Annotated in this window: 13 protein-coding genes and 1 riboswitch; of the genes, 3 read left to right on the top strand and 10 right to left on the bottom strand. The window is 68.2% G+C overall.

Annotated features, from left to right (window positions below; translation table 11 throughout):
* Positions 1 to 305: 305 nt before the first annotated feature.
* From ACYVF7_RS22725 to ACYVF7_RS22700, 6 genes are all read right to left on the bottom strand, one after another.
* Complete coding sequence (locus ACYVF7_RS22725; protein ID WP_460344028.1) at positions 306 to 2009, bottom strand: CHAP domain-containing protein; 1704 nt, start codon at positions 2007 to 2009, stop codon at positions 306 to 308.
* Positions 2010 to 2437: 428 nt separating this feature from the next.
* The gene (locus ACYVF7_RS22720) at positions 2438 to 4192 is read right to left on the bottom strand and encodes a glycoside hydrolase domain-containing protein (RefSeq protein WP_460344025.1); all 1755 of its coding nucleotides are present in this window, start codon (positions 4190 to 4192) and stop codon (positions 2438 to 2440) included.
* Positions 4193 to 5075: 883 nt separating this feature from the next.
* Entirely contained in the window at positions 5076 to 5222 is a 147-nt protein-coding gene (locus tag ACYVF7_RS22715; RefSeq protein ID WP_460344023.1) for a hypothetical protein, read from the bottom strand.
* 258 nt (positions 5223 to 5480) lie between these two features.
* A complete protein-coding gene (locus tag ACYVF7_RS22710; RefSeq protein ID WP_460344020.1) occupies positions 5481 to 6026 on the bottom strand; it encodes a LeuD/DmdB family oxidoreductase small subunit in 546 nt (181 codons plus the stop codon).
* Positions 6026 to 7273: a 3-isopropylmalate dehydratase large subunit gene (locus tag ACYVF7_RS22705; RefSeq protein ID WP_460344017.1), complete on the bottom strand. Its 1248-nt coding sequence runs from the start codon at positions 7271 to 7273 to the stop codon at positions 6026 to 6028. Before ACYVF7_RS22705 ends, ACYVF7_RS22710 begins: the two co-directional genes overlap by 1 nt.
* Positions 7264 to 7989 (bottom strand): isocitrate lyase/PEP mutase family protein, encoded by a 726-nt coding sequence (locus tag ACYVF7_RS22700; RefSeq protein WP_460344014.1) that lies wholly within the window; start codon positions 7987 to 7989, stop codon positions 7264 to 7266. Before ACYVF7_RS22700 ends, ACYVF7_RS22705 begins: the two co-directional genes overlap by 10 nt.
* An 87-nt stretch (positions 7990 to 8076) precedes the next feature.
* On the opposite strand from ACYVF7_RS22700, the gene ACYVF7_RS22695 reads away from it, so the two are divergent.
* Complete coding sequence (locus ACYVF7_RS22695) at positions 8077 to 8646, top strand: MFS transporter (RefSeq protein ID WP_460344011.1); 570 nt, start codon at positions 8077 to 8079, stop codon at positions 8644 to 8646.
* Positions 8647 to 8820: 174 nt separating this feature from the next.
* On the opposite strand, the gene thiC is transcribed toward ACYVF7_RS22695, so the two are convergent.
* Both thiC and ACYVF7_RS22685 read right to left on the bottom strand, forming a co-directional pair.
* Positions 8821 to 10428 (bottom strand): phosphomethylpyrimidine synthase ThiC, encoded by a 1608-nt coding sequence (gene thiC / locus ACYVF7_RS22690; RefSeq protein ID WP_460344008.1) that lies wholly within the window; start codon positions 10426 to 10428, stop codon positions 8821 to 8823.
* A riboswitch (TPP riboswitch) is annotated at positions 10417 to 10531 on the bottom strand. Its footprint overlaps the gene before it by 12 nt.
* A gap of 190 nt (positions 10532 to 10721) precedes the next feature.
* Positions 10722 to 11951 (bottom strand): acyl-CoA dehydrogenase family protein, encoded by a 1230-nt coding sequence (locus ACYVF7_RS22685; RefSeq protein WP_460344005.1) that lies wholly within the window; start codon positions 11949 to 11951, stop codon positions 10722 to 10724.
* A gap of 250 nt (positions 11952 to 12201) precedes the next feature.
* Here ACYVF7_RS22685 and ACYVF7_RS22680 point away from each other — a divergent pair, with 250 nt between their 5' ends.
* Positions 12202 to 13488: an MCE family protein gene (locus ACYVF7_RS22680; RefSeq protein ID WP_460344002.1), complete on the top strand. Its 1287-nt coding sequence runs from the start codon at positions 12202 to 12204 to the stop codon at positions 13486 to 13488.
* A 206-nt stretch (positions 13489 to 13694) separates the two neighbouring features.
* Positions 13695 to 16361 (top strand): class III lanthionine synthetase LanKC, encoded by a 2667-nt coding sequence (gene lanKC / locus ACYVF7_RS22675; RefSeq protein ID WP_460358058.1) that lies wholly within the window; start codon positions 13695 to 13697, stop codon positions 16359 to 16361.
* A gap of 135 nt (positions 16362 to 16496) precedes the next feature.
* On the opposite strand, the gene ACYVF7_RS22670 is transcribed toward lanKC, so the two are convergent.
* The gene (locus ACYVF7_RS22670) at positions 16497 to 17462 is read right to left on the bottom strand and encodes a glucosyl-3-phosphoglycerate synthase (protein WP_460344000.1); all 966 of its coding nucleotides are present in this window, start codon (positions 17460 to 17462) and stop codon (positions 16497 to 16499) included.
* 114 nt (positions 17463 to 17576) lie between these two features.
* Positions 17577 to 19013 (bottom strand): helix-turn-helix domain-containing protein, encoded by a 1437-nt coding sequence (locus tag ACYVF7_RS22665; RefSeq protein ID WP_460343997.1) that lies wholly within the window; start codon positions 19011 to 19013, stop codon positions 17577 to 17579.
* Positions 19014 to 19045: the final 32 nt, after the last annotated feature.

Genomic DNA, 19045 nt, shown 5'->3' with positions numbered 1-19045 from the left:
ACCTGATGCTCAACCTGGGTGATCGAGCCCACGACTTCCGATTCTTGATCAGAGATCGGGACAGTAAGTTCACCGCTTTGTTCGATGAGGTGTTCAAGGCCGATCCGGCCGCCATTGCCGCCGTAGTTCGCGGCGGCAATGGCGGGGGCGGTGATCTGTACGGTCGAGGGAAGACCTCGGGGGGCAGCAGCCCCTCGATATCAGTTGCGAGGGGCTACGCTCGTTTACCCCTGCCGCCCTCGCACGGTCCTGGCGCTACGACGGAACTGAGAGGCAGCAAAGCCTCCGCGATTCCCGAGGGTGGGTCAGGGTCCTGCGAATTTCCAGTAGGGATTGACCTCGGTCCATTTCGACCAGCCCCCACCGGAGTTTTGGGAGAACCCGATGGAGCCGTCGTTGCCGCGGGCGAACACGATCGTGTAGTTGGAGGTCGGACTGGTCACCACGGTCGGGTCACCGGCAAACTTCCAGTACGGGTTCAGCTCGGCCCACTTCGACCAACCGCCGCCCGAATTCATGGAGACACCGATCGACCCATCGGTGCCCCGGCCGAACACCATCGTGGTATTGGTCGCCGTGTTGAACACCGCCCGCGGATCACCCGCGAACTTCCAATACGGGTTCACCTCCGCCCACTTCGACCAACCACCACCCGAATTCTGAGAGAACCCGATCGACCCGTCATTGCCCCGAGCGAACACGATCGTGTAGTTGGAGGTCGGACTGGTCACCACGGTCGGGTCACCGGCAAACTTCCAGTACGGGTTCAGCTCGGCCCACTTCGACCAACCGCCGCCCGAGTTCTCGGAGACACCGATCGACCCATCGGTGCCCCGGCCGAACACCATCGTGGTATTGGTCGCCGTGTTGAACACCGCCCGCGGATCACCCGCGAACTTCCAATACGGGTTCACCTCGACCCACTTCGACCAACCACCACCCGAATTCTGAGAGAACCCGATCGACCCGTCATTGCCCCGAGCGAACACGATCGTGTAGTTGGAGGTCGGACTGGTCACCACGGTCGGGTCACCGGCAAACTTCCAGTACGGGTTCACCTCGGCCCACTTCGACCAACCGCCGCCCGAGTTCTCGGAGACACCGATCGACCCATCGGTGCCCCGGCCGAACACCATCGTGGTATTGGTCGCCGTGTTGAACACCGCCCGCGGATCACCCGCGAACTTCCAATACGGGTTCACCTCGACCCACTTCGACCAACCACCACCCGAATTCTGAGAGAACCCGATCGACCCGTCCAAGCCACGCCCGAACACCGTGGTCGTACCAGAGACCGGATTGAACACCGACCAACTCGAATCCCACGACGGAACTGCGGTGTTGACGACTCCGACAGGGGAGACGTAGCCGAGGAAGCTGTAGTCAGACCCTTCGAGCTGGGCTTCGATCTGCTGGGCCGTACCAGTCACCTCGGTGACGTGGCCGCCTTGGTTCCCGCCGATCTCGGTGAGAGTGCCGTCCGCGTGCACGGATTCAACGAACCCGACATGCGCCCCACCGCTGGCCTTGGTCGGGTATCCCTGACCACCGAAGATCATCGCGTCGCCGGGCTGGGGAGTGTAGCCGGTCGGGTCGTGCCAGGTGCCATTGCTGTCGCCGTAGTTCACGAACTTGGTGACGGTCCACCCTAGTGTGGACACATCGACGCCAGCCTGCCCCCAGACCCAAGTCGCGAAGGCGGCGCACCACTCGAGATCACATGAGATGCCGTCATAGGTCGACGAGCAGCCGTTGCCCAGTTGGCTGTGAGCGATGGACACGATCTGGTTCCGGCTCACTGCGGCTGACGCCGACGCTGCGGGTACCGTGCCGGTAGTGGCGACGATCGCGACCGTCAGCGCGGCGCCGATGAGCGGGTGCCTCACCCTTCGTCGTGGACGGTTAGCGAGCTGCTTTCCCTGGCCGTTGTGCGTGCCTACCGCACGGCCACCGCCCGCCGGGCTGGCAGCAACGCAAACGCGGAGCAGGCTCGCGAAGGCAGCGAGCACGGCCGCTGCCGACCTTGATCTGATGCAGACTTTCACATTTGACCCCTTTGCTGTTCGGCGACGGGCCGCTGCCCGTAGCCGGCGATCGGGATTGCCGCGAGTGGTGGTTCTTTGTGGTTTTTGGGCGCTTCCGCGGACGTAGCCGCCACCCGTTGCGCTGATGTTGGCCGAGCAATAATCGGAGGGCGAGAGGTTCGTGGAACGCACGCCGGAGGCGTTGACTTCGCAGTGAAGGCCGCTGTTCCGAAACGACGCACAGTGTGGTCCAAACGCGTCACTCACAAGGCGGTTGGGGATGCGTACTTGAGCCGGGCGCCCATGGCAGGCCGCGTCGGGATGACTGCAGTCGGCGGCTTGGACACTGCCCGCCTCTACGTCCTAGCCTCGATAGGACCCGTGTCGTGGCCAGCCATTGTTGGTGGTTGCGGTCAGGGTCCTGCGAATTTCCAGTACGGGTTCACCTCGACCCACTTCGACCAACCACCACCCGAATTCTGAGAGAACCCGATCGACCCGTCATTGCCCCGAGCGAACACGACGGTGTAGTCAGACGTCGGGCTAGTGACCACAGTCGGATCACCAGCAAACTTCCAGTACGGGTTCACCTCGGCCCACTTCGACCAACCGCCACCCGAATTCATGGAGACACCGATCGACCCATCGGTGCCCCGGCCGAACACCATCGTGGTATTGGTCGCCGTGTTGAACACCGCCCGCGGATCACCCGCGAACTTCCAATACGGGTTCACCTCCGCCCACTTCGACCAACCACCACCCGAATTCTGAGAGAACCCGATCGACCCGTCATTGCCCCGAGCGAACACGACGGTGTAGTCAGACGTCGGGCTAGTGACCACAGTCGGATCACCAGCAAACTTCCAGTACGGGTTCACCTCGGCCCACTTCGACCAACCGCCACCAGAGTTCTCGGAGACACCGATCGACCCATCGGTGCCCCGGCCGAACACCATCGTGGTATTGGTCGCCGTGTTGAACACCGCCCGCGGATCACCCGCGAACTTCCAATACGGGTTCACCTCCGCCCACTTCGACCAACCACCACCCGAATTCTGAGAGAACCCGATCGACCCGTCATTGCCCCGAGCGAACACGATCGTGTAGTTGGAGGTCGGACTGGTCACCACGGTCGGGTCACCGGCAAACTTCCAGTACGGGTTCACCTCGGCCCACTTCGACCAACCGCCACCAGAGTTCTCGGAGACGCCGATGGATCCGTCGGTGCCCCGGCCGAACACCATCGTGGTATTGGTCGCCGTGTTGAACACCGCCCGCGGATCACCCGCGAACTTCCAATACGGGTTCACCTCGACCCACTTCGACCAACCACCACCCGAATTCTGAGAGAACCCGATCGACCCGTCCAAGCCACGCCCGAACACCGTGGTCGTACCAGAGACCGGATTGAACACCGACCAACTCGAATCCCACAACGGAGCTGCCGATTGGGGACGATGGGTGCCCCATTGGCCGTAGTCGGTGGTGATTGCGTAATCCCACTCACAGCTCGCACCGCCGGGAGTGGTGTAGTAGCCGCGCTGCCAGATGTGCGTATGCGGATTGAGGGTGGCGTTCTGGCCGCCCGAGAAGCCTCCCGACATCGACTGCCAGAACCAGGAGGCCTTGCCGTTTCCGGCCAGGTGGTCGATGCACCAGGTGCTGGAGTAGACGCCGATCCGGCTGGGTGGCAGGACGGAGGCGATCCCGTCCAGATAGGCGTCCACGGCTGCGAACCCGGACGGCTGTACGTCGTAGTCGAGGCTGAAGTAGATGGGACGGTCGCCGGGGATGCCGCAGGCGTTGGCGGCGGCGAGCGCTGTCTGAGCGTCCGACTGGCCACCGGAATGTCCGCGGCCGGTAGGGTCGGCGAGCTGCTCGAAGTTGGCGATGACCGCGACACCATGGGCCGCACACGCGGCGACTTTCGCCGCCGTCATGCTGCCCGGGCCTGTCAGGTAATAGGACAGAAAGGTGTATCCGGCCGCTGCGATCTGGCCGGGGTCAGGGTCCTGATTGGAGTCCAGACCTTTCGGATATGTGGCGGCTCGGACGGGCCGGGCCGCACCAAAATCGATCGTGGTCAGGGCCAGCGCTCCGGTTGCGGCCATGGCCGCACCGAGGAAACGCCGGCGCGTGAGACCCAAGGGCTCAGGGACGTTACTCATTTTCCGATGGCTCCTGTGAGCGAAACACCTGCAGCAGCCGACGGTCACAGCGACCGGTGGCACTCGTATGTCAGGCGCCGCCCCTACATTGACGCAATGTCGGGGCCGCCATCCGGCGTGCGGCGTTCTTCATCTCGGCTGAGGTGGGTTTCTGAGAAATTCGTGACGTGTTCCGGCTGGCGCATGTCGCCGCCGGTGAAAGGTTGCACACCTCTCAATGAGTGTGCTGGTGTGCCGCGGCGTCTTAATCGTCGAAGTCGGCCTGTGACGTCTTGGATGTTTCATGCCTGGTAGCCGTCGGGTATAGGAGGGGCGTTGCACGGGCCGGTGATCCGTGTCGAGTTGGATGCCGAGGGTGTGGCTGAGATCCGCTTCGTGGTGTCGCCGCTGAAGCTGGTGCTGGAACTGGTCTTCAAACGCAGCGGTCACTCCCGCTTGGCATGCTCATTGCTTGGGTCTGGCCACCTCCCCTAGTCCCCTAAAGCGCGGAATCCGAAGGAACGCTCCGCACATTGCGTGCCCACTTCTTCGGTGAGCCCCGCTGCGGTGACGCTATGGACACGGGTCCGTCGGCCGTCCTAGATTCGTCCTAGTGCAAGGTCGGCGGGGGGATCGGCGCTGGACGCGGGCAGGCCGGCCGTGCGGGCCTGCCAGGCCGCCGGGGGTGTGGTACTGGGCGGTTAGCTTGCCCCGGCCGGTGCGGCACGGCGATCCGGCCGAGGCGGCGCAGGAGGACATCGGCCTTCTCCCCGGAGGCGACGTAGCCGATCGCCACGCCCGCGCTGTCGGCCGCCAGTGCGCGGGCGGTCGCGACGCCGATCCCGCTCGAGCCGCCGGTCACGAGCGCTTGCCTTCCAAAAGGGAGGTCATGGCGAACTCCTGATCAGGCGGTGCCGCAGATCTCGCACTCGCACGCGCCGACCGATACCGGCGGCCCGGACGGCCGGATCCCAGACCTGCTTGCGAACCAATCGCGCGGGATGTGCCCGTCGGTGTCCAGCACCCTGCGCTTGCCGAGAATCTCATCCATGCAGGTCAAGCGGCATGCTCGTACTCGTTGAGGATTCCACCCAGGCGTTGGCGTCGTCGTATGTTCAGGCGGGCGATTCGGTCTGGGGCGGTGATCGGCGGTGGTAGCGGACGCAGCGGGCGGGCGTTCGTGATGCCTTGGTGGGTCGATGGGTGTTGTAGAAGGCTTCGAACTCACCCAGTGCGCGCAGCAGGTGGTGCTGGTTCCAGATCAGCGTCCGGTCGAGCAGTTCGTGTCGACATGTCTGGACCCATGAGCTCAGGCGCGGCCTCCCGCGGCGGCGCGAACGCCCTGCGACAGCGCGTCGGCGGGCACATAGCCCTCGCGGACCAGCCTGGGCAGGATGCCGCCGGCGGCAAGGATGTCGAGCACCAGGCCGGGCAGCGGCTCGGCAGCCAGGCGGACGCCGGTCGTGGCGTTCTCGCACCACCCCTCCGCGATGTGCAGGTGCGCGACGTCGCCGTCGCGGAACGTCTCCACGGCGCGCGGGACGGTGAGAGCGGGCAGCCCGAGGTTGACGCAGTTGCGCAGGAAGAGCGAGTTGAACTCCTCGGCGACCAGCGCCTGCACGCCCAGTTCCTTGAACAGCGTGGGGACTGGGCGGGAGGAGCCGAGGCCGAAGTTGCGCCCGGCGACCAGGATGTCGCCGGGCCGGACCTCGTCGGTCCAGCCGGAGCGCAGCTCGTAGAACACGTGCCTGGCGGCCTCGGGGGCGGGGAGCTTCATTGCGAAGGCGGGATACATGGCGTCGGTGGTGACGGAGTCGCCGACCACCCATACGCGGCCTTCGAACTCTTCCTTCATCAGGACATCTCCGTTCTGGGGTCGGTGATGCGCCCGGTGAGCGCGGAGGCGGCGACGGTCGCCGGGGACGCCATGTAGATCTCGGCGTCCGGGCTGCCCATGCGGCCCTTGAAGTTGCGGGTGCTCGCGGTCAGGCAGACCTCGCCTTCGGCGATGACTCCCATGTGGTAACCGAAACAGGCACCGCAGGTGGAGTTGGTGACCACCGCGCCGGCGTCGGCGAGCGCCTGGACGTAGCCCAGCCGGACCGCGTCGCGGTACACCTGTTGGGACGCCGGGGTGACCAGCAGCCGCACGCCCGGCGCGACCTGGCGCCCGCGCAGCACCTCGGCGGCGACGCGCAGGTCGTCGAGCTGGCCGTTGGCGCAGGAGCCGATGAAGCATTGGTCGACCTTCCGCCGCTCCACCCGCGAGACGGGCACGGCGTTGCCGCTGACCGTCCCGGGCCGCGCGACGTACGGTTCGAGCGCCGACAGGTCGATCTCGCGGATGTCGGCGTAGGAGGCGTCGGGGTCGGGGGCGGCCGGGGTGTACGGGCGGTCGGTGTGCTCGTCGAGGAACGTCCGGCAGACGTCGTCGACGCCGAAGGTGGAGAAATCCGCGGAGATCTCCGCGCCCTGGGTGGCGATCGTACGGCGGTCGCTCATCGGAAGAGAGGCGAGGCCGGGGCCGCCGTACTCGAGGTTGTGGTTCGTGGCGTCGCCGTAGACGCCGGCGATGTGAAGGAAGACGTCCTTGCCGCTGACGGCACTGGGCTTCTCGCCGACGAGTTCGTACCGGATCGTCGGCGCGACGGAGAACCAGGTCTTGCCGGTGCAGAGGATGGAGTAGACCTCGGCGGGGCCCAGGCCCTGGGCGACGGCGTTGTAGGCGCCGGCGGCGCAGGTGTGCGAGTCGGTGCAGGCGAGGACCTCGCCTGGCCGGGCCAGGCCGTTCTCGGCGATCACCTGGTGGCAGATGCCGTGCCGTCCGATGTCGAAGAACCTGGTGATGTCGAAGTCCTCGGCGAACCGGCGCGCCCGCGGGCCGGCAGCGGCGTCGTGCACGGTCGGCGCAGGCACGGCGTGGTCCATGACGACCGCGACCTTCTCGGGGTCGGCGATGCGCAGCGGCTGCACCCAGGCCGTGGCGAACTGCAGGTCGATGAGGACGGTCATGTCCACATCGCATACGACGGTCTGCCCGGTGCGGACGCGGTCCAGGCCGGCCGACCTGGCGAGGATCTTCTCGATCATGGTCATGCCCATGCGGCTTCTCCTTCGTGCCGGTCGCGGTAACGCTCGCCGAGGATGGACCAGTCGCGCAGGCCGAGGAGTTCGAAGAAGCCCTCCGGACCGGCGGGCACGAGCGGCCCGGGGTCGATGCCACGCAAAGCGGCCAGCGAGGACAGCATCGCGGCGGTGCCGGCGCCGAGCGCCGCTCCGGGATGGATGGCGATCCGGTAGCCGAGCGCGGCGAGCCGCTCGGCGGGAGTGTCGGAAGTGAGCCCGCCCTGCACCATGTTGATCAGCAACGGGGCGTCGACCTCGCGGGCGATTCGTTCGATCTCGGCGAGGCTCTCCGGCGCCTCGACGAAGATCATGTCCGCGCCGGCCTCCGCATAGTGGTTCGCCCGTTCGATCGCCGCGTCGAGGCCGAGTGGCCCGCGCGCGTCCGTACGGGCGATGATCACCAGGTCGTCATCCGTGCGGGCGTCGAGGGCGGCCCGGAGTTTCGCGAGGTACCCCCCGGCCCCGATCAGCTCCTTGTCTGGCAGGTGGCCGCAGCGCTTGGGAAACGCCTGGTCCTCCAGGTGCAGGGCAGCGACTCCGGCGCGTTCGAGCTGGCGGACGGTGCGCACGACGTTGAGCGGCGCGCCGTACCCGGTGTCGGCGTCGGCGATCAGCGGGACGTCGCCGAGCACGCCGGTGATCATGCGGGCCCGCTCGGCCATCTCGCTCTGCCGCGCCCGGAACGTCGCCACGCGCCGCTCGAACCGCGGCGGGAGAAGGCCGACGACGCGCCGGGCGGGCCGGCGCTTTCGGCGCGGCCCCGGCTGTCGCGCCCGCCGATGCTCGGGCGGACGGTCCTGGCCTGCCTGATCCAGACGCTCGGCCCGGTCGGATTTTACGGGTTCGCCTCCATCGCGCCGCTCGTGCTGCTGCACAAGGGCTTCGATGTCGCGCACTCCCTCGGCTACACGGCACTGACCGCGCTCGGCTACCCAATCGGGTCGCTCCTGCTCATGCCGATCGCCGACCGCGTCCAGCGCCGTACCCTGACGATCGTCTCGTCCATGGGCGTCGCCGTCGTGGGCACGGTGTTCGGCATGGCGAGCAGCGGGTGGCTCGTGGTCGTCGCCGGCACGCTCACCGCGCTGCTCAGTGTCATCCAGGCGACGGTTTCCCGAACCTACAGCGCGGAACTGTTCCCCACAGCCGTCCGCAGCACCGTCATCGGCCGTTCCTACGCACTCTCCCGCCTCGTGGCGGCGGTCCTGCCGTTCGTATCCCTGACCGCACTGTACGCACTAGGGGCTGCGGCGCTGTACCTTCTGTGCGCGGCGCTGATCACTCTGATGAGCCTCAGCGTCGCCCTTCTCGGCCCCAAGACCAACGACGTCCGGCTGGAGGCCATCTGATCGCCGAGCCGGCGGAGGGTGGCCGCCGCGCCCTGAGACTTCCCGCTGGAACGCAATGCGACTCCGGGCGCAGATGCCATGCCGCTCAAGCCCGACCCTCCCGCACATTGGTTCAACGTCGGGCCATTCGGTGTCGCGGCCGGTTGCTGACGGTCTCGCTCCGAGAAGTGTGCCTTATCCCTCCGTCAAGGGCAGGTAGATGCGGCCGCCTCGTTGGGCGAACTCCTCGGCCTTCTCCCGCATTCCGGCGGTCAGAGCTTCACTTTCGGGCATGCCGTGCTCTTCAGCGTAGGCACGCACATCTCGGGTGATCTTCATGGAGCAGAAGTGCGGACCGCACATCGAGCAGAAATGCGCGGTCTTCGCCGGTGCGGCAGGGAGGGTCTCATCATGGAATGACCGCGCGGTGTCCGGGTCGAGGGAGAGGTTGAACTGATCCTCCCACCGGAAGTCGAAGCGAGCGTCGGACAACGCGTCATCCCATGCCTGCGCTCCGGGATGTCCCTTGGCCAGATCGGCGGCATGCGCTGCGATCTTGTAGGCGATCACACCCGCCTTCACGTCGTCGCGATCAGGAAGGCCCAGGTGTTCTTTCGGCGTGACGTAGCACAGCATCGCGGTGCCATACCAGCCGATCATCGCCGCGCCGATGGCCGAGGTGATGTGGTCGTAGCCGGGCGCGATGTCGGTGGTCAGTGGTCCCAGCGTGTAGAACGGCGCCTCGGAGCACAGTTCCATCTGCAGGTCGACGTTCTCCTTGATCTTATGCATGGGAACGTGGCCGGGCCCTTCGATCATCACCTGGCAGTCGTACTCCCACGCGACGTTCGTCAATTCTCCCAGCGTCCGCAACTCCGCGAGCTGCGCTTCATCGTTGGCGTCATAGATGGAGCCGGGCCGCAGCCCGTCGCCGAGAGAGAAGGTCACGTCATAGGAAGCGAAGATCTCACACAACTCACCGAAGTGGGTGTAGATGAAGTTCTCCTCGTGGTGGGCGAGGCACCAGGCAGCGAGGATCGACCCGCCGCGTGAGACGATTCCCGTCTTGCGGCGGGCCGTCAGCGGCACGTGCGCCAGCCGGACGCCGGCGTGCACGGTCATGTAGTCCACGCCTTGTTCACACTGTTCGATCACCGTGTCACGGAAGACCTCCCACGACAGTGCCTCCGGCCGGCCGCCGACCTTTTCCAGCGCCTGGTAAATCGGAACAGTGCCGACCGGCACCGGAGAGTTACGAAGGATCCACTCGCGGGTCTCGTGGATCCGCCGGCCCGTCGACAGATCCATGATCGTGTCAGCGCCCCAGCGGGTCGCCCAGCGCATCTTCTCGACCTCTTCGTCGATCGAGGAGCCGACGGCCGAGTTGCCGATGTTGGCGTTGATCTTCACCAGGAAGTTCCGGCCGATGATCATCGGCTCGCTCTCCGGGTGGTTCACGTTGGCGGGCAGGACCGCCCGGCCACGGGCCAGTTCGTCCTGCACGAACTCGGGAGTGACGCCCTCGCGCACGGCGACGAACTCCATCTCCGGGGTGATCTCGCCGCGCCGGGCGCGTGCTCGTTGGGTGATGCCGCCGGCTCGCTCGGTGCCGGGGGAACGCCACGCGGTTCGCAACTTCGGCAGGCCACGGTTCAGGTCGGCGACGTATCCCGGATCGGTGTACGGCCCTGAAGTGTCATAGAGCACGACCACAGAGCCGTTGGTGAGGTGCACCTCGCGCATCGGCACCCGGATGTCCGGCTGCGAGCCGGTGAGATAGGTCTTACGGGCATGTGAGGCCATCGAACAACTCCCTACGCCGGCATTACCCGGTCAGGTTCTAGCGGTCGGTGGCCGCGTCAGCCGCCCTCTCAGCCCGGTGCGCCGGGCTCCCGCGTTCGTCGTGCCGACCCTAACCCGAAACGGCCTCCTCGCCGCAACCCCGGGTCATGAAGTAACGACGTTGCGGTTGTACGGTCCGCGGATTGCTAACCGACAGGAAACGATGGGGTCTGACAAGCAATCGCTGATCACCGTGCAACGTGATCAAACCCAGCACAGACAGCCACTCGCAATGCGCCTGACCTGCGGAAACGCTAGCGGACCGGCAATCCGGTGACCGTGCGGCCGATGACGAGGCGCTGGATCTCCGACGTGCCCTCGAAGATGGTGAATATCTTGCTATCGCGGTGCCAGCGCTCGACGGGATAGTCGCGGGTGTAGCCGTTGCCGCCGAGGATCTGGATGGCCTCCTCGGTGACTCGTACGGCGGTCTCGCCGGCGTGGAGTTTGGCCATCGAGCCTTCGGCGCTGGCGAACTCCTTGCCGTTGCGCGCCATCCAGGCGGCGCGCCAGACGAGGAGGCGGGAGGCGTCGATCTGGGTCTTCATGTCGGCGAGTTTGAAGGCGACGGCCTGGAAGTCACCGATCTTCTTGCCGAACTGCTCGCGCTCGCGGGCGTAGTCGACGGCGTATTCGTACGCCGCGCGGGCGATGCCGACGGCCATGGCGCCGACGGTGGGGCGGGAGGCCTCGAAGGTGCGCAGGGCGGCCTGGCCGGCGGCGCGCTTGCCCTCGCGGACGCGGGCGAGTCGCTCGTCGAGCCGGTCCTTGCCGCCGACGAGGCAGGAGCCCGGCACGCGCACGTTGTCGAGGATGACTTCGGCGGTGTGGGAGGCGCGGATGCCGTGCTTCTTGAACTTCTGGCCCTGGGACAGGCCGGGGTTGCCGGGCGGCACGATGAAGTTGGCCTGGCCGCGGGTGCCGAGCTCGGGGTCGACGGAGGCGACGACGACGTGAACGTTGGCGATGCCGCCGTTCGTGGCCCACGTCTTGGTGCCGTTGATCACCCACTCGTCCTTGGCCTCGTCGTACTCCGCCCGGGTGCGGATCGAGCCGACGTCGGAGCCGGCGTCGGGTTCTGAGGCGCAGAACGCGCCGAGTTTGATGTCGTCGGCGGTGCCGAACATCTGCGGGATCCACTCGCCGATCTGCTCGGGCAGGCCGGTGGCGGCGACGGACACGGCCGCCAGGCCGGAGCCGACGAGGGACAAGCCGATGCCGCCGTCTCCCCAGAACAGCTCCTCGAACGCGACCGGGATGCCGAGGCCGGACGGCTCCATCCACTGCTCGGCGAAGAAGTCGAGGGAGTACAGCCCGATCTTGGCCGCCTCCTGGAGGATCGGCCAGGGCGTCTCCTCGCGCTCGTCCCACTCCTGGCCGGCGGGGCGGATGACGTCTCTGGCGAACTCGTGGACCCACTCCTGGACCGCCCGTACATCCTCGTTCAGCTCGAGTGAGAAGGCCGGGGCGCCGTCGTCCGACATGTTTCCTCCGTTCACGGCCGGCCCGGGCGGCGGGCACGCTATTGGACCCGTTGTCCAGCTCACCCTAGCGGCCGGAGTGCTACCGGCGGTAACAGGGTGGCAAGTGTCACATTACGCCCGGAAGGAGATTGACTTCGTGCCATGAGAGTCACGAGGCTGTAACAAGCGGTACCGTCTGTACGAGGTAAGAGGTAACTTATTTCGCAATCTGCCCCCGTGGCCCTGGTCGCCCGATAGAACGGGAGTCTGAGTGGGTCTGCCCGGTTCCCCCCGCCGTCGGGACGCCCGCCCCACCCGAGTGCTCGCCTTCGGCGCGGCCGTCCTGGCCGTCGTCCTGGTCGCCGCGCTTGCCGCCGTCTTCTGGCCCAGTGGCGAGCAGACGCACGTCACCGCCTACTTCGAGCGCGCCACCGGTGTCTACCGCGGCACCGAGGTCCGCGTGCTCGGCGTGAAGGTCGGCAAGGTCACCAGCGTGACGCCCAAGGGCAACATGGTCGAGATCGGGATGGCGTACGACGCCAAGCGCAAGATCCCCGCGAACGCCCAGGCCGTCATCATCGTTCCGTCGCTGGTCGCCGACCGGTACATCCAGTTCACGCCGGTCTATCGAGGCGGGGCGGCCCTCAAGAACGGCGCCACGCTGTCGCTGTCGAGCACGGCGGTGCCGGTCGAACTCGACGACGCGAACCAGTCGGTCAACGATCTGGCCAAGGCCCTCGGACCCCAGGGCGCCAACGCCAACGGCGCGCTGTCGCGGCTGCTGAAGTCGAGCGCGCAGACCCTCAACGGGCAGGGCGAGAATTTCAAGCAGACCCTCCAGGACCTCTCCGAGGTCAGCCGGATCCTCGCCGACAACCGCGGCGACGCCAGCCAGACCGTACGCAACCTCGCGAAGATCACCCAGGCGATGGCCGCGAGTGACCGGCAGATCCGGGCGTTCTCGGAGAACCTCGCGACCGTCTCCGGCACGCTCAACGCGGAACGGACCGAGCTGCGGGCCGCGCTGAAGAGCCTCACGGTGGCGCTGCAGGAGGTCTCGGCGTTCGTCAAGGAGAACAAGACGCAGATCGCCGCGAACGTCCAGGGTCTCGCGCAGGTGACCGGCATCCTCGTCAAGGAGAAGCAGGCCCTGCAGCAGTTCCTGGACAAGGCGCCGGTGGCGGCCACCAACGCGATGCAGGTCTACGACTACCAGGACGGCACGCTGCACTCCCGGCTCAACCTGATGCAGTCGCAGAACATCGCGATGTGGCTCTGCTCGCTGGCGTACTCCCTCGGCGCGCCGCCGAAGCAGTGCGAGACGCTGCTCAAGCCGCTCAACGCGCTCGGCGCCCCGCTCAGCAAGATCGGCCTGGATCTGTCGGGGCTGACGGCGGCCACGACCCACTTCGACGTGGTGCCTCCGCCGCCGGACGCCTACGGCAGCGGCTCCGCGCGTACCGCCGGGAAGGGCGGCACGACCAAGAAGACCACTCAGACGAGCGCCAACCCGGACCCGACCTTCGGCGGGATCCTGGCGCCCCCGTCCCCCGGCTGAGCCGCGTTCGCCCCCTCGGCCTCTTTCCGGCCGCGCGGCCAAAGTCGGACAGATCCGTCGATCCAGGCCACCGGTGGGCGATACTCGGACAGACGCGCATAGATCATCTCTCGTCGGCTCGGCCATGACGAGAGACCCATGTCCGTCGCCCTGTTCCCGCGTGAGCTCGGACTCGACCGGTCAGGAGTGGTTGAGTGGCACTGGACATGTCCTTCCTGATCGCGGACCCGGACTACTACGCGCCCTGGGACACCGCCGATCCCGGTCCGCGCTACGCAGCGGGCCCCATGCCGGCCGGTTGGACGCGGCGGGACTCGGGCGCGTGGACCCACTGGGGCCCGCCCGGTCTCGTCCTCCCCGATCAGGGGTGGAAGGTGCACGTGTCCAGTTCCCTGCCCAATGCGCAATTCGTGCTGGCGGTGGTGGCGAAGGTGTGCGCCGAGTCGGGTGTCCCGTTCAAGCACCTGGCCGGGCGCGAGATGTTCCTGCACGCGCACGGCAAGCACGCCAACAGGGTGCAGAGCGGCAAGTTCTGCACCCTGTACCCGCCGACGGACGACTGCGCGCTGCGGATCTTACGGCGGCTGACGGAGGAGCTGTCCGGGATCAGCGGGCCCTTCGTGCTCTCCGATCGCCGTTATGGTCCGAGCGAGTGCGTCTCGTACCGGTACGGAGCGTTCCGCGGCCGCGTGCGGATCGACGCGGAGGGCGAGCCGGTGCCCGTCATGCTCGGACCGGACGGCCGGGAGGTCGATGACGAGCGCCGGCCCGCGTTCCACCTGCAGGCCGGCGTCGTCGACCCGTTCCGGCAGGCCGCTCCGGACGTCGCGACCGGGCCGGTCACTCTGCACGGCTACACCTTCGAGGCCGTCGTACGGCACGGCAACGCGGGTGGCGCGTACCGCTTCCGTACCGCGGACGGCGACCAGGTCTTCCTGAAAGAGGCGAGGGCCCACAACGGTTACACCCCTGACGGCGCCGACGCGAAGGCGCGGTTGACCGCCGAGTACCTGGTCCTCCGGGCGTTACACGGCCGCGAACCGGGCCTCTGCCCGCGGCCGGTGGAACTGTTCCAGCACTGGGAACACAGCTATCTCGTCACCGAGTTCATCCCCGGCGCGCCGCTGTACCGATGGATGGTGCTGAACAACCCCGCGGTACGGATCGGCCCCGACCCCGCGGAGTTCGCCCGGTATCACCGCCGTTGCCTGGCCCTGCTCGACCAGCTCGACGCGCATCTGCGCCGCCTGCACGAGCTGGGCTACGTCTTCGTCGACCTCAGCCCGACCAATGTGCTCGTCGACGACGACGACCGGGTCCGCCTCGTCGACTTCGAGGCGACGCAACCCATCGAGGACGTACGGCGGATCATGGGCACTCCCGGCTACCTGCACCCGGACCCGCGCTCCGCGGTCGCGCGCGACCCTCGTGAACTCGACCGCTTCGGGCTGGCCGCCCTGGCGCTGCTGCTCCTGTTCCCCGTGCACGAGGCGGTCGAACGGCATCCGCCGGTCCTCGACCACCTGCACGCCGACCTCACCGAGCTCGCACCGGTCGCCCCGAGGCTGTGGCAGTGGGCCACCCGCTGCCAGGACCGAACTCCGCCCTCGCCCGGTGAGGATTCCCGCCTGCCCACCCCGCAGGCCGTCCGCGCGGACACCGTCGCCGCGCTGCGCGAGCTGGCCGACCAAACCGCGGACGCGCTGGAGGCGATGGCCCGGCCGGACCACCCGGAGTCGGTCTATCCGACCAGCCCACTGGGGTATCAGACCGACACCCGCGCGGTCGCCGCCGGCACCGCCGGTGTGCTGTACGCGCTGCGCCGTGCCGGTCGCGACTGCGACCCGGTCGTCGTCCGCCGGCTGCGGGACGACGCGCTGGCCGCGGCGGACACCAGCGCTCCCGGCCTGCTGTACGGCAGCGCCGGCATCGCCTGCGTGCTGGCGGAGCTCGGCGAGTCGGAGGCGGCCGACACCCTGCTCGCCGCCGCGGCGGCTCATCCGCTGAACGCCACGTCCGCGACCCTCGGCGGCGGCGCGGCCGGTACCGCGCTCGGCCTGCTGGTCCACCACCGGCGCACCGGCGAGCAGCGTTGGCTGGACCTGGCTCAGCGGCTGCTCGACGACGTTCCGGACGGCGCCGAGCTCACCGCCCGGTTGAGCGCGGCCAACCGGTCCGGGCTGGTGGGTGGGCGGACCGGCGTGGCGCTGGCGCTGTACGGCCTGTACCGGCGTACCGAGGATCCTCGGCTCTTCGCCCGAGGCATGCGGCTGCTCCAGGAGGAGCTGGCCTACGCCGAGCCGCTGCCGGTGGACGGCCTGGGTTTCAAGCTCTCGCACGCCGACCGTCGCGTCTATCCCTACCTGTTCGGCGGCAGCGCGGGATACGCCGCGGTGCTGTCCCGTTACCTCGCGTGCCGCCCGGACGCGGAGTTCGACGTGGCCGCCGGCGACGGCCTCAGCGCGGCCGACGCGCTGGAGCGCTGCCTGCGCGCCTGCTCGGTGCGCTTCACCGTGTTCCCAGGGCTGTTCCCCGGCCTGGGCGGTCTCGCCGTGACACTGGCCGACGCGGGTGAGCGGCTGGGCCGGTCCGAGCTCCTGGACGCCGCGCTCGCCGGCGCCCGTGGCCTGTTCCGGTATGCGATCCCCCGCGAGGACGGGATCGGCTGGCTCGGTGAGCCGGGACAGCGGCTGTCCGCCGACCTCTGGTCCGGCTCGGCCGGAATCCTGCTCGCCCTGCGCCGCCTGACGGATTCCGCGCCGTCCGCCCTTGACTCCCTCGACGGGCACCCTGCCGAGTCGAGGGACGCCGTAGCGCCCGCATCCATGGAAAGGAGTGGTCGGCGTGGAAGAAGTTCTGCGGTTGCAAACTGAGGCCGCGGTCCAGGAGGAACTGGCCTGCAACGTGCTCACCATGAGCAGCAGGGGCAGCATCTGCCTGTGACCCTCGTGGCCTGCCGGGCACGGCGACACCCGTGCCCGGCAGGCTCTCGCCTGCCCGAGCGTGTCTCAGGCGGCCGAGTCGCTGTAGGCGCGGACGTCGATCATCGGCGGGCGTTCGCCGACGGAGACGTCGCGGATCCGCACCTGGTGGCCGTCGCCGTCGCGACGGAACTGCGTCAGCGCGGTCGACGGCGACTCGAGCGGGACGATGCGGCCCTGCCGGTCAAGGCGTGACCAGGCGGTCTGCATGATCTGTCCGGCCATGACACCGAGCGCCTCGGACGACTGGTGGCTGTGCTCGCGGGTGCCGAGGTCGACCTGGGCCATCGCGTCCAGGCCCGCGACCTCCAGCACGTCGACGAGCAGGCCGAGCTCGACGCCGTACCCGGTGACGAACGGCACGCGTTCGAGGAGCGTGCGCCGCCCGGCGTACTCGCCGCCGAGCGGCTGGACGAATCCGGCCAGGAGCGGCCAGTGCATGTTGATCAGCGGTCGGGCGACCAGCTCGGTGACCCGGCCGCCGCCGCCGGCGACGGAGACGCCGCCGGTGTTCAGCGGGCGGTCGTAGCAGGCCTTGACGTATTCGACGGACGGGTCGGTGAGCAGCGGGCCGAGCAGCCCGGTGACGAAGGAGGCGGAGAAGTTGCGCAGGTCCGCGTCCACGAACGCCAGGACGTCACCGCGGGCGACGTGCAGCGACTTCCACAGCGCCTCGCCCTTTCCGGTCAGCGGCGGCAGCTCGGGGAGCACGGCGTCCTGGGCGACGACGCGGGCACCGGCGGAGGCCGCGACCTGGGCGGTGTCGTCGACGGACCGGGAGTCGATGACGAGGATCTCGTCGACGAGCGGGGCGCGCTCGACGAGGTCCCGCCGTATCGCCGCGACGATCTCACCGACCGTCTCGCGCTCGTTCCGGGCGGGCAGCACGACGCTCACCGTGGTCCGGCCCTTGGCGGCCAGGAGCCGGTCCACCGGCCAGTCCGCCGTGGAACTCATGCGGTTGCGCAGCCACGCCTGTACGTGGGGCAGCACCTGATCGTCCCCTTTCCTGCGTCCAGCACTCCGGCCCATTGACACCCGTCAGGGTTTCACCCTCGTTTCGCCGGCATCACGGCCAAGGGAAACATAGCGGCGGCCCCCTCCCGATCAGGCCTCGGCGTGCTGCTCCAGGAAGGAGTACACGTCGGCCTCGTCCACACCGGGGAACGCGCCGGGCGGCAGGACCGCCAGGACGTGGGAGTGGGCGCGCGCGGACGGCCAGACGTGGCCCTGCCACCGGCGGGCCAGCTCGGCCGGGGGCCGCTGGCAGCAGTCGCCGTCCGGGCAGGCCGACCGGACGCGACGGTTCGTCTCGCGGCCGCGGAACCACCGGGAGTGCTCGTACGGCACGCCGAGGGTGATGGCGAAGTCGCGATCGTGGCTCGGGTCGATGTGCGACAGGCACCAGTACGTCCCGGTGGGGGTGTCGGTGTACTGGTAGTAGACGGAGAAGCGGTCGTCGGCGCCGAAGACCCGGCGCCCGGCCCACTGGCGGCACATCCGCTGGCCTTCGATGGCGCCGTGCTCGTCGGCGGGGAAGATCAGCCCGTCGTTGGCGTACGCCTTGTAGATGGTGCCGCTCTCGTCGTTCTTGGTGAAGTGCACCGGCAGGTCGAGGTGGTGCGTCGCGAGGTTGGTGAACCGGTGCGCGGCCATCTCGTACGAGACGGAGAACACGTCGCACAGGTCCTCGATCGACAGCTCGCGGTCGGCCTTGGCCTCCTGGAGGTATGGCACGACGGTCCGCTCGGGCAGGAGGGTGGCGGCGGCGTAGTAGTTGGCCTCGACGCGCTGCCGGAGGAAGTCGGCGAAGTCCTTGGGCACCGCGTGCTCGAGGGCGATGTGGCCGAGCGTCTGCAGCAGGATCGTCCGCGGCGTGTGCATGCCGAGTTGCTCGCGCTCGAGGTAGATGCGGCGGTTGCGCAGGTCGGTGACGGACCGGACCGAGCGCGGCAGGTCCTGGACGTACCGCAGGGTGAAGCCGAAGTGGGTGACGAGCGACAGCAGCATGCCCTGCGAGAGCGCGCCGCCCCGGTAGCCGGCGGCCTCCAGGGACTTGGCGGCGACCTGCTCGATCTCGCCGAAGTAGTTGCCGCGCTCGTGCATCTGGCGGCGCAGCTCGGCGTTGGCCTTGCGGGCGTCCTCCGGGCTGGCGGTCGGCTTCGTCCGGCTCCGCTTCACCTCGTCGTACATCGCGAGGAGGTGTTCGAGGACGTCGTTGGGCACGCGCTTGCCGACCTTGAGGTGGGGCAGGCCGAGCGCGCGGTAGGCGGGGTCGCGCTGGGCCTCCTCGAGGGCGATCTCCAGCTGGGCGCGACGGTTGGGCGGCTGTTTGCGGAGAAGTTCCTCGATCGGGACCTCGAGGGCCGCGGCGAGCGCCTGGAGCAGGGACAGCTTCGGCTCGCGCCGGCCGTTCTCCAGCAGGGAGAGCTGGGACGGCGCCCGGCCGACGCGTTCTCCCAGCTCAGAGAGGGTGTAGCCGCGTGCGCGCCGAAGGTGCCGCAGCCGCTGGCCGAACGTCACGAGGTCTAGACCATTCGTCAAGTTCAGCGGTTCTTCTTTTTGAAAGCCCGTCA

Source organism: Actinoallomurus acanthiterrae, from assembly GCF_054775715.1.
The sequence above is the reverse complement of the archived record's forward strand: the minus strand, read 5'-3'. Positions and strand labels throughout refer to the sequence as shown.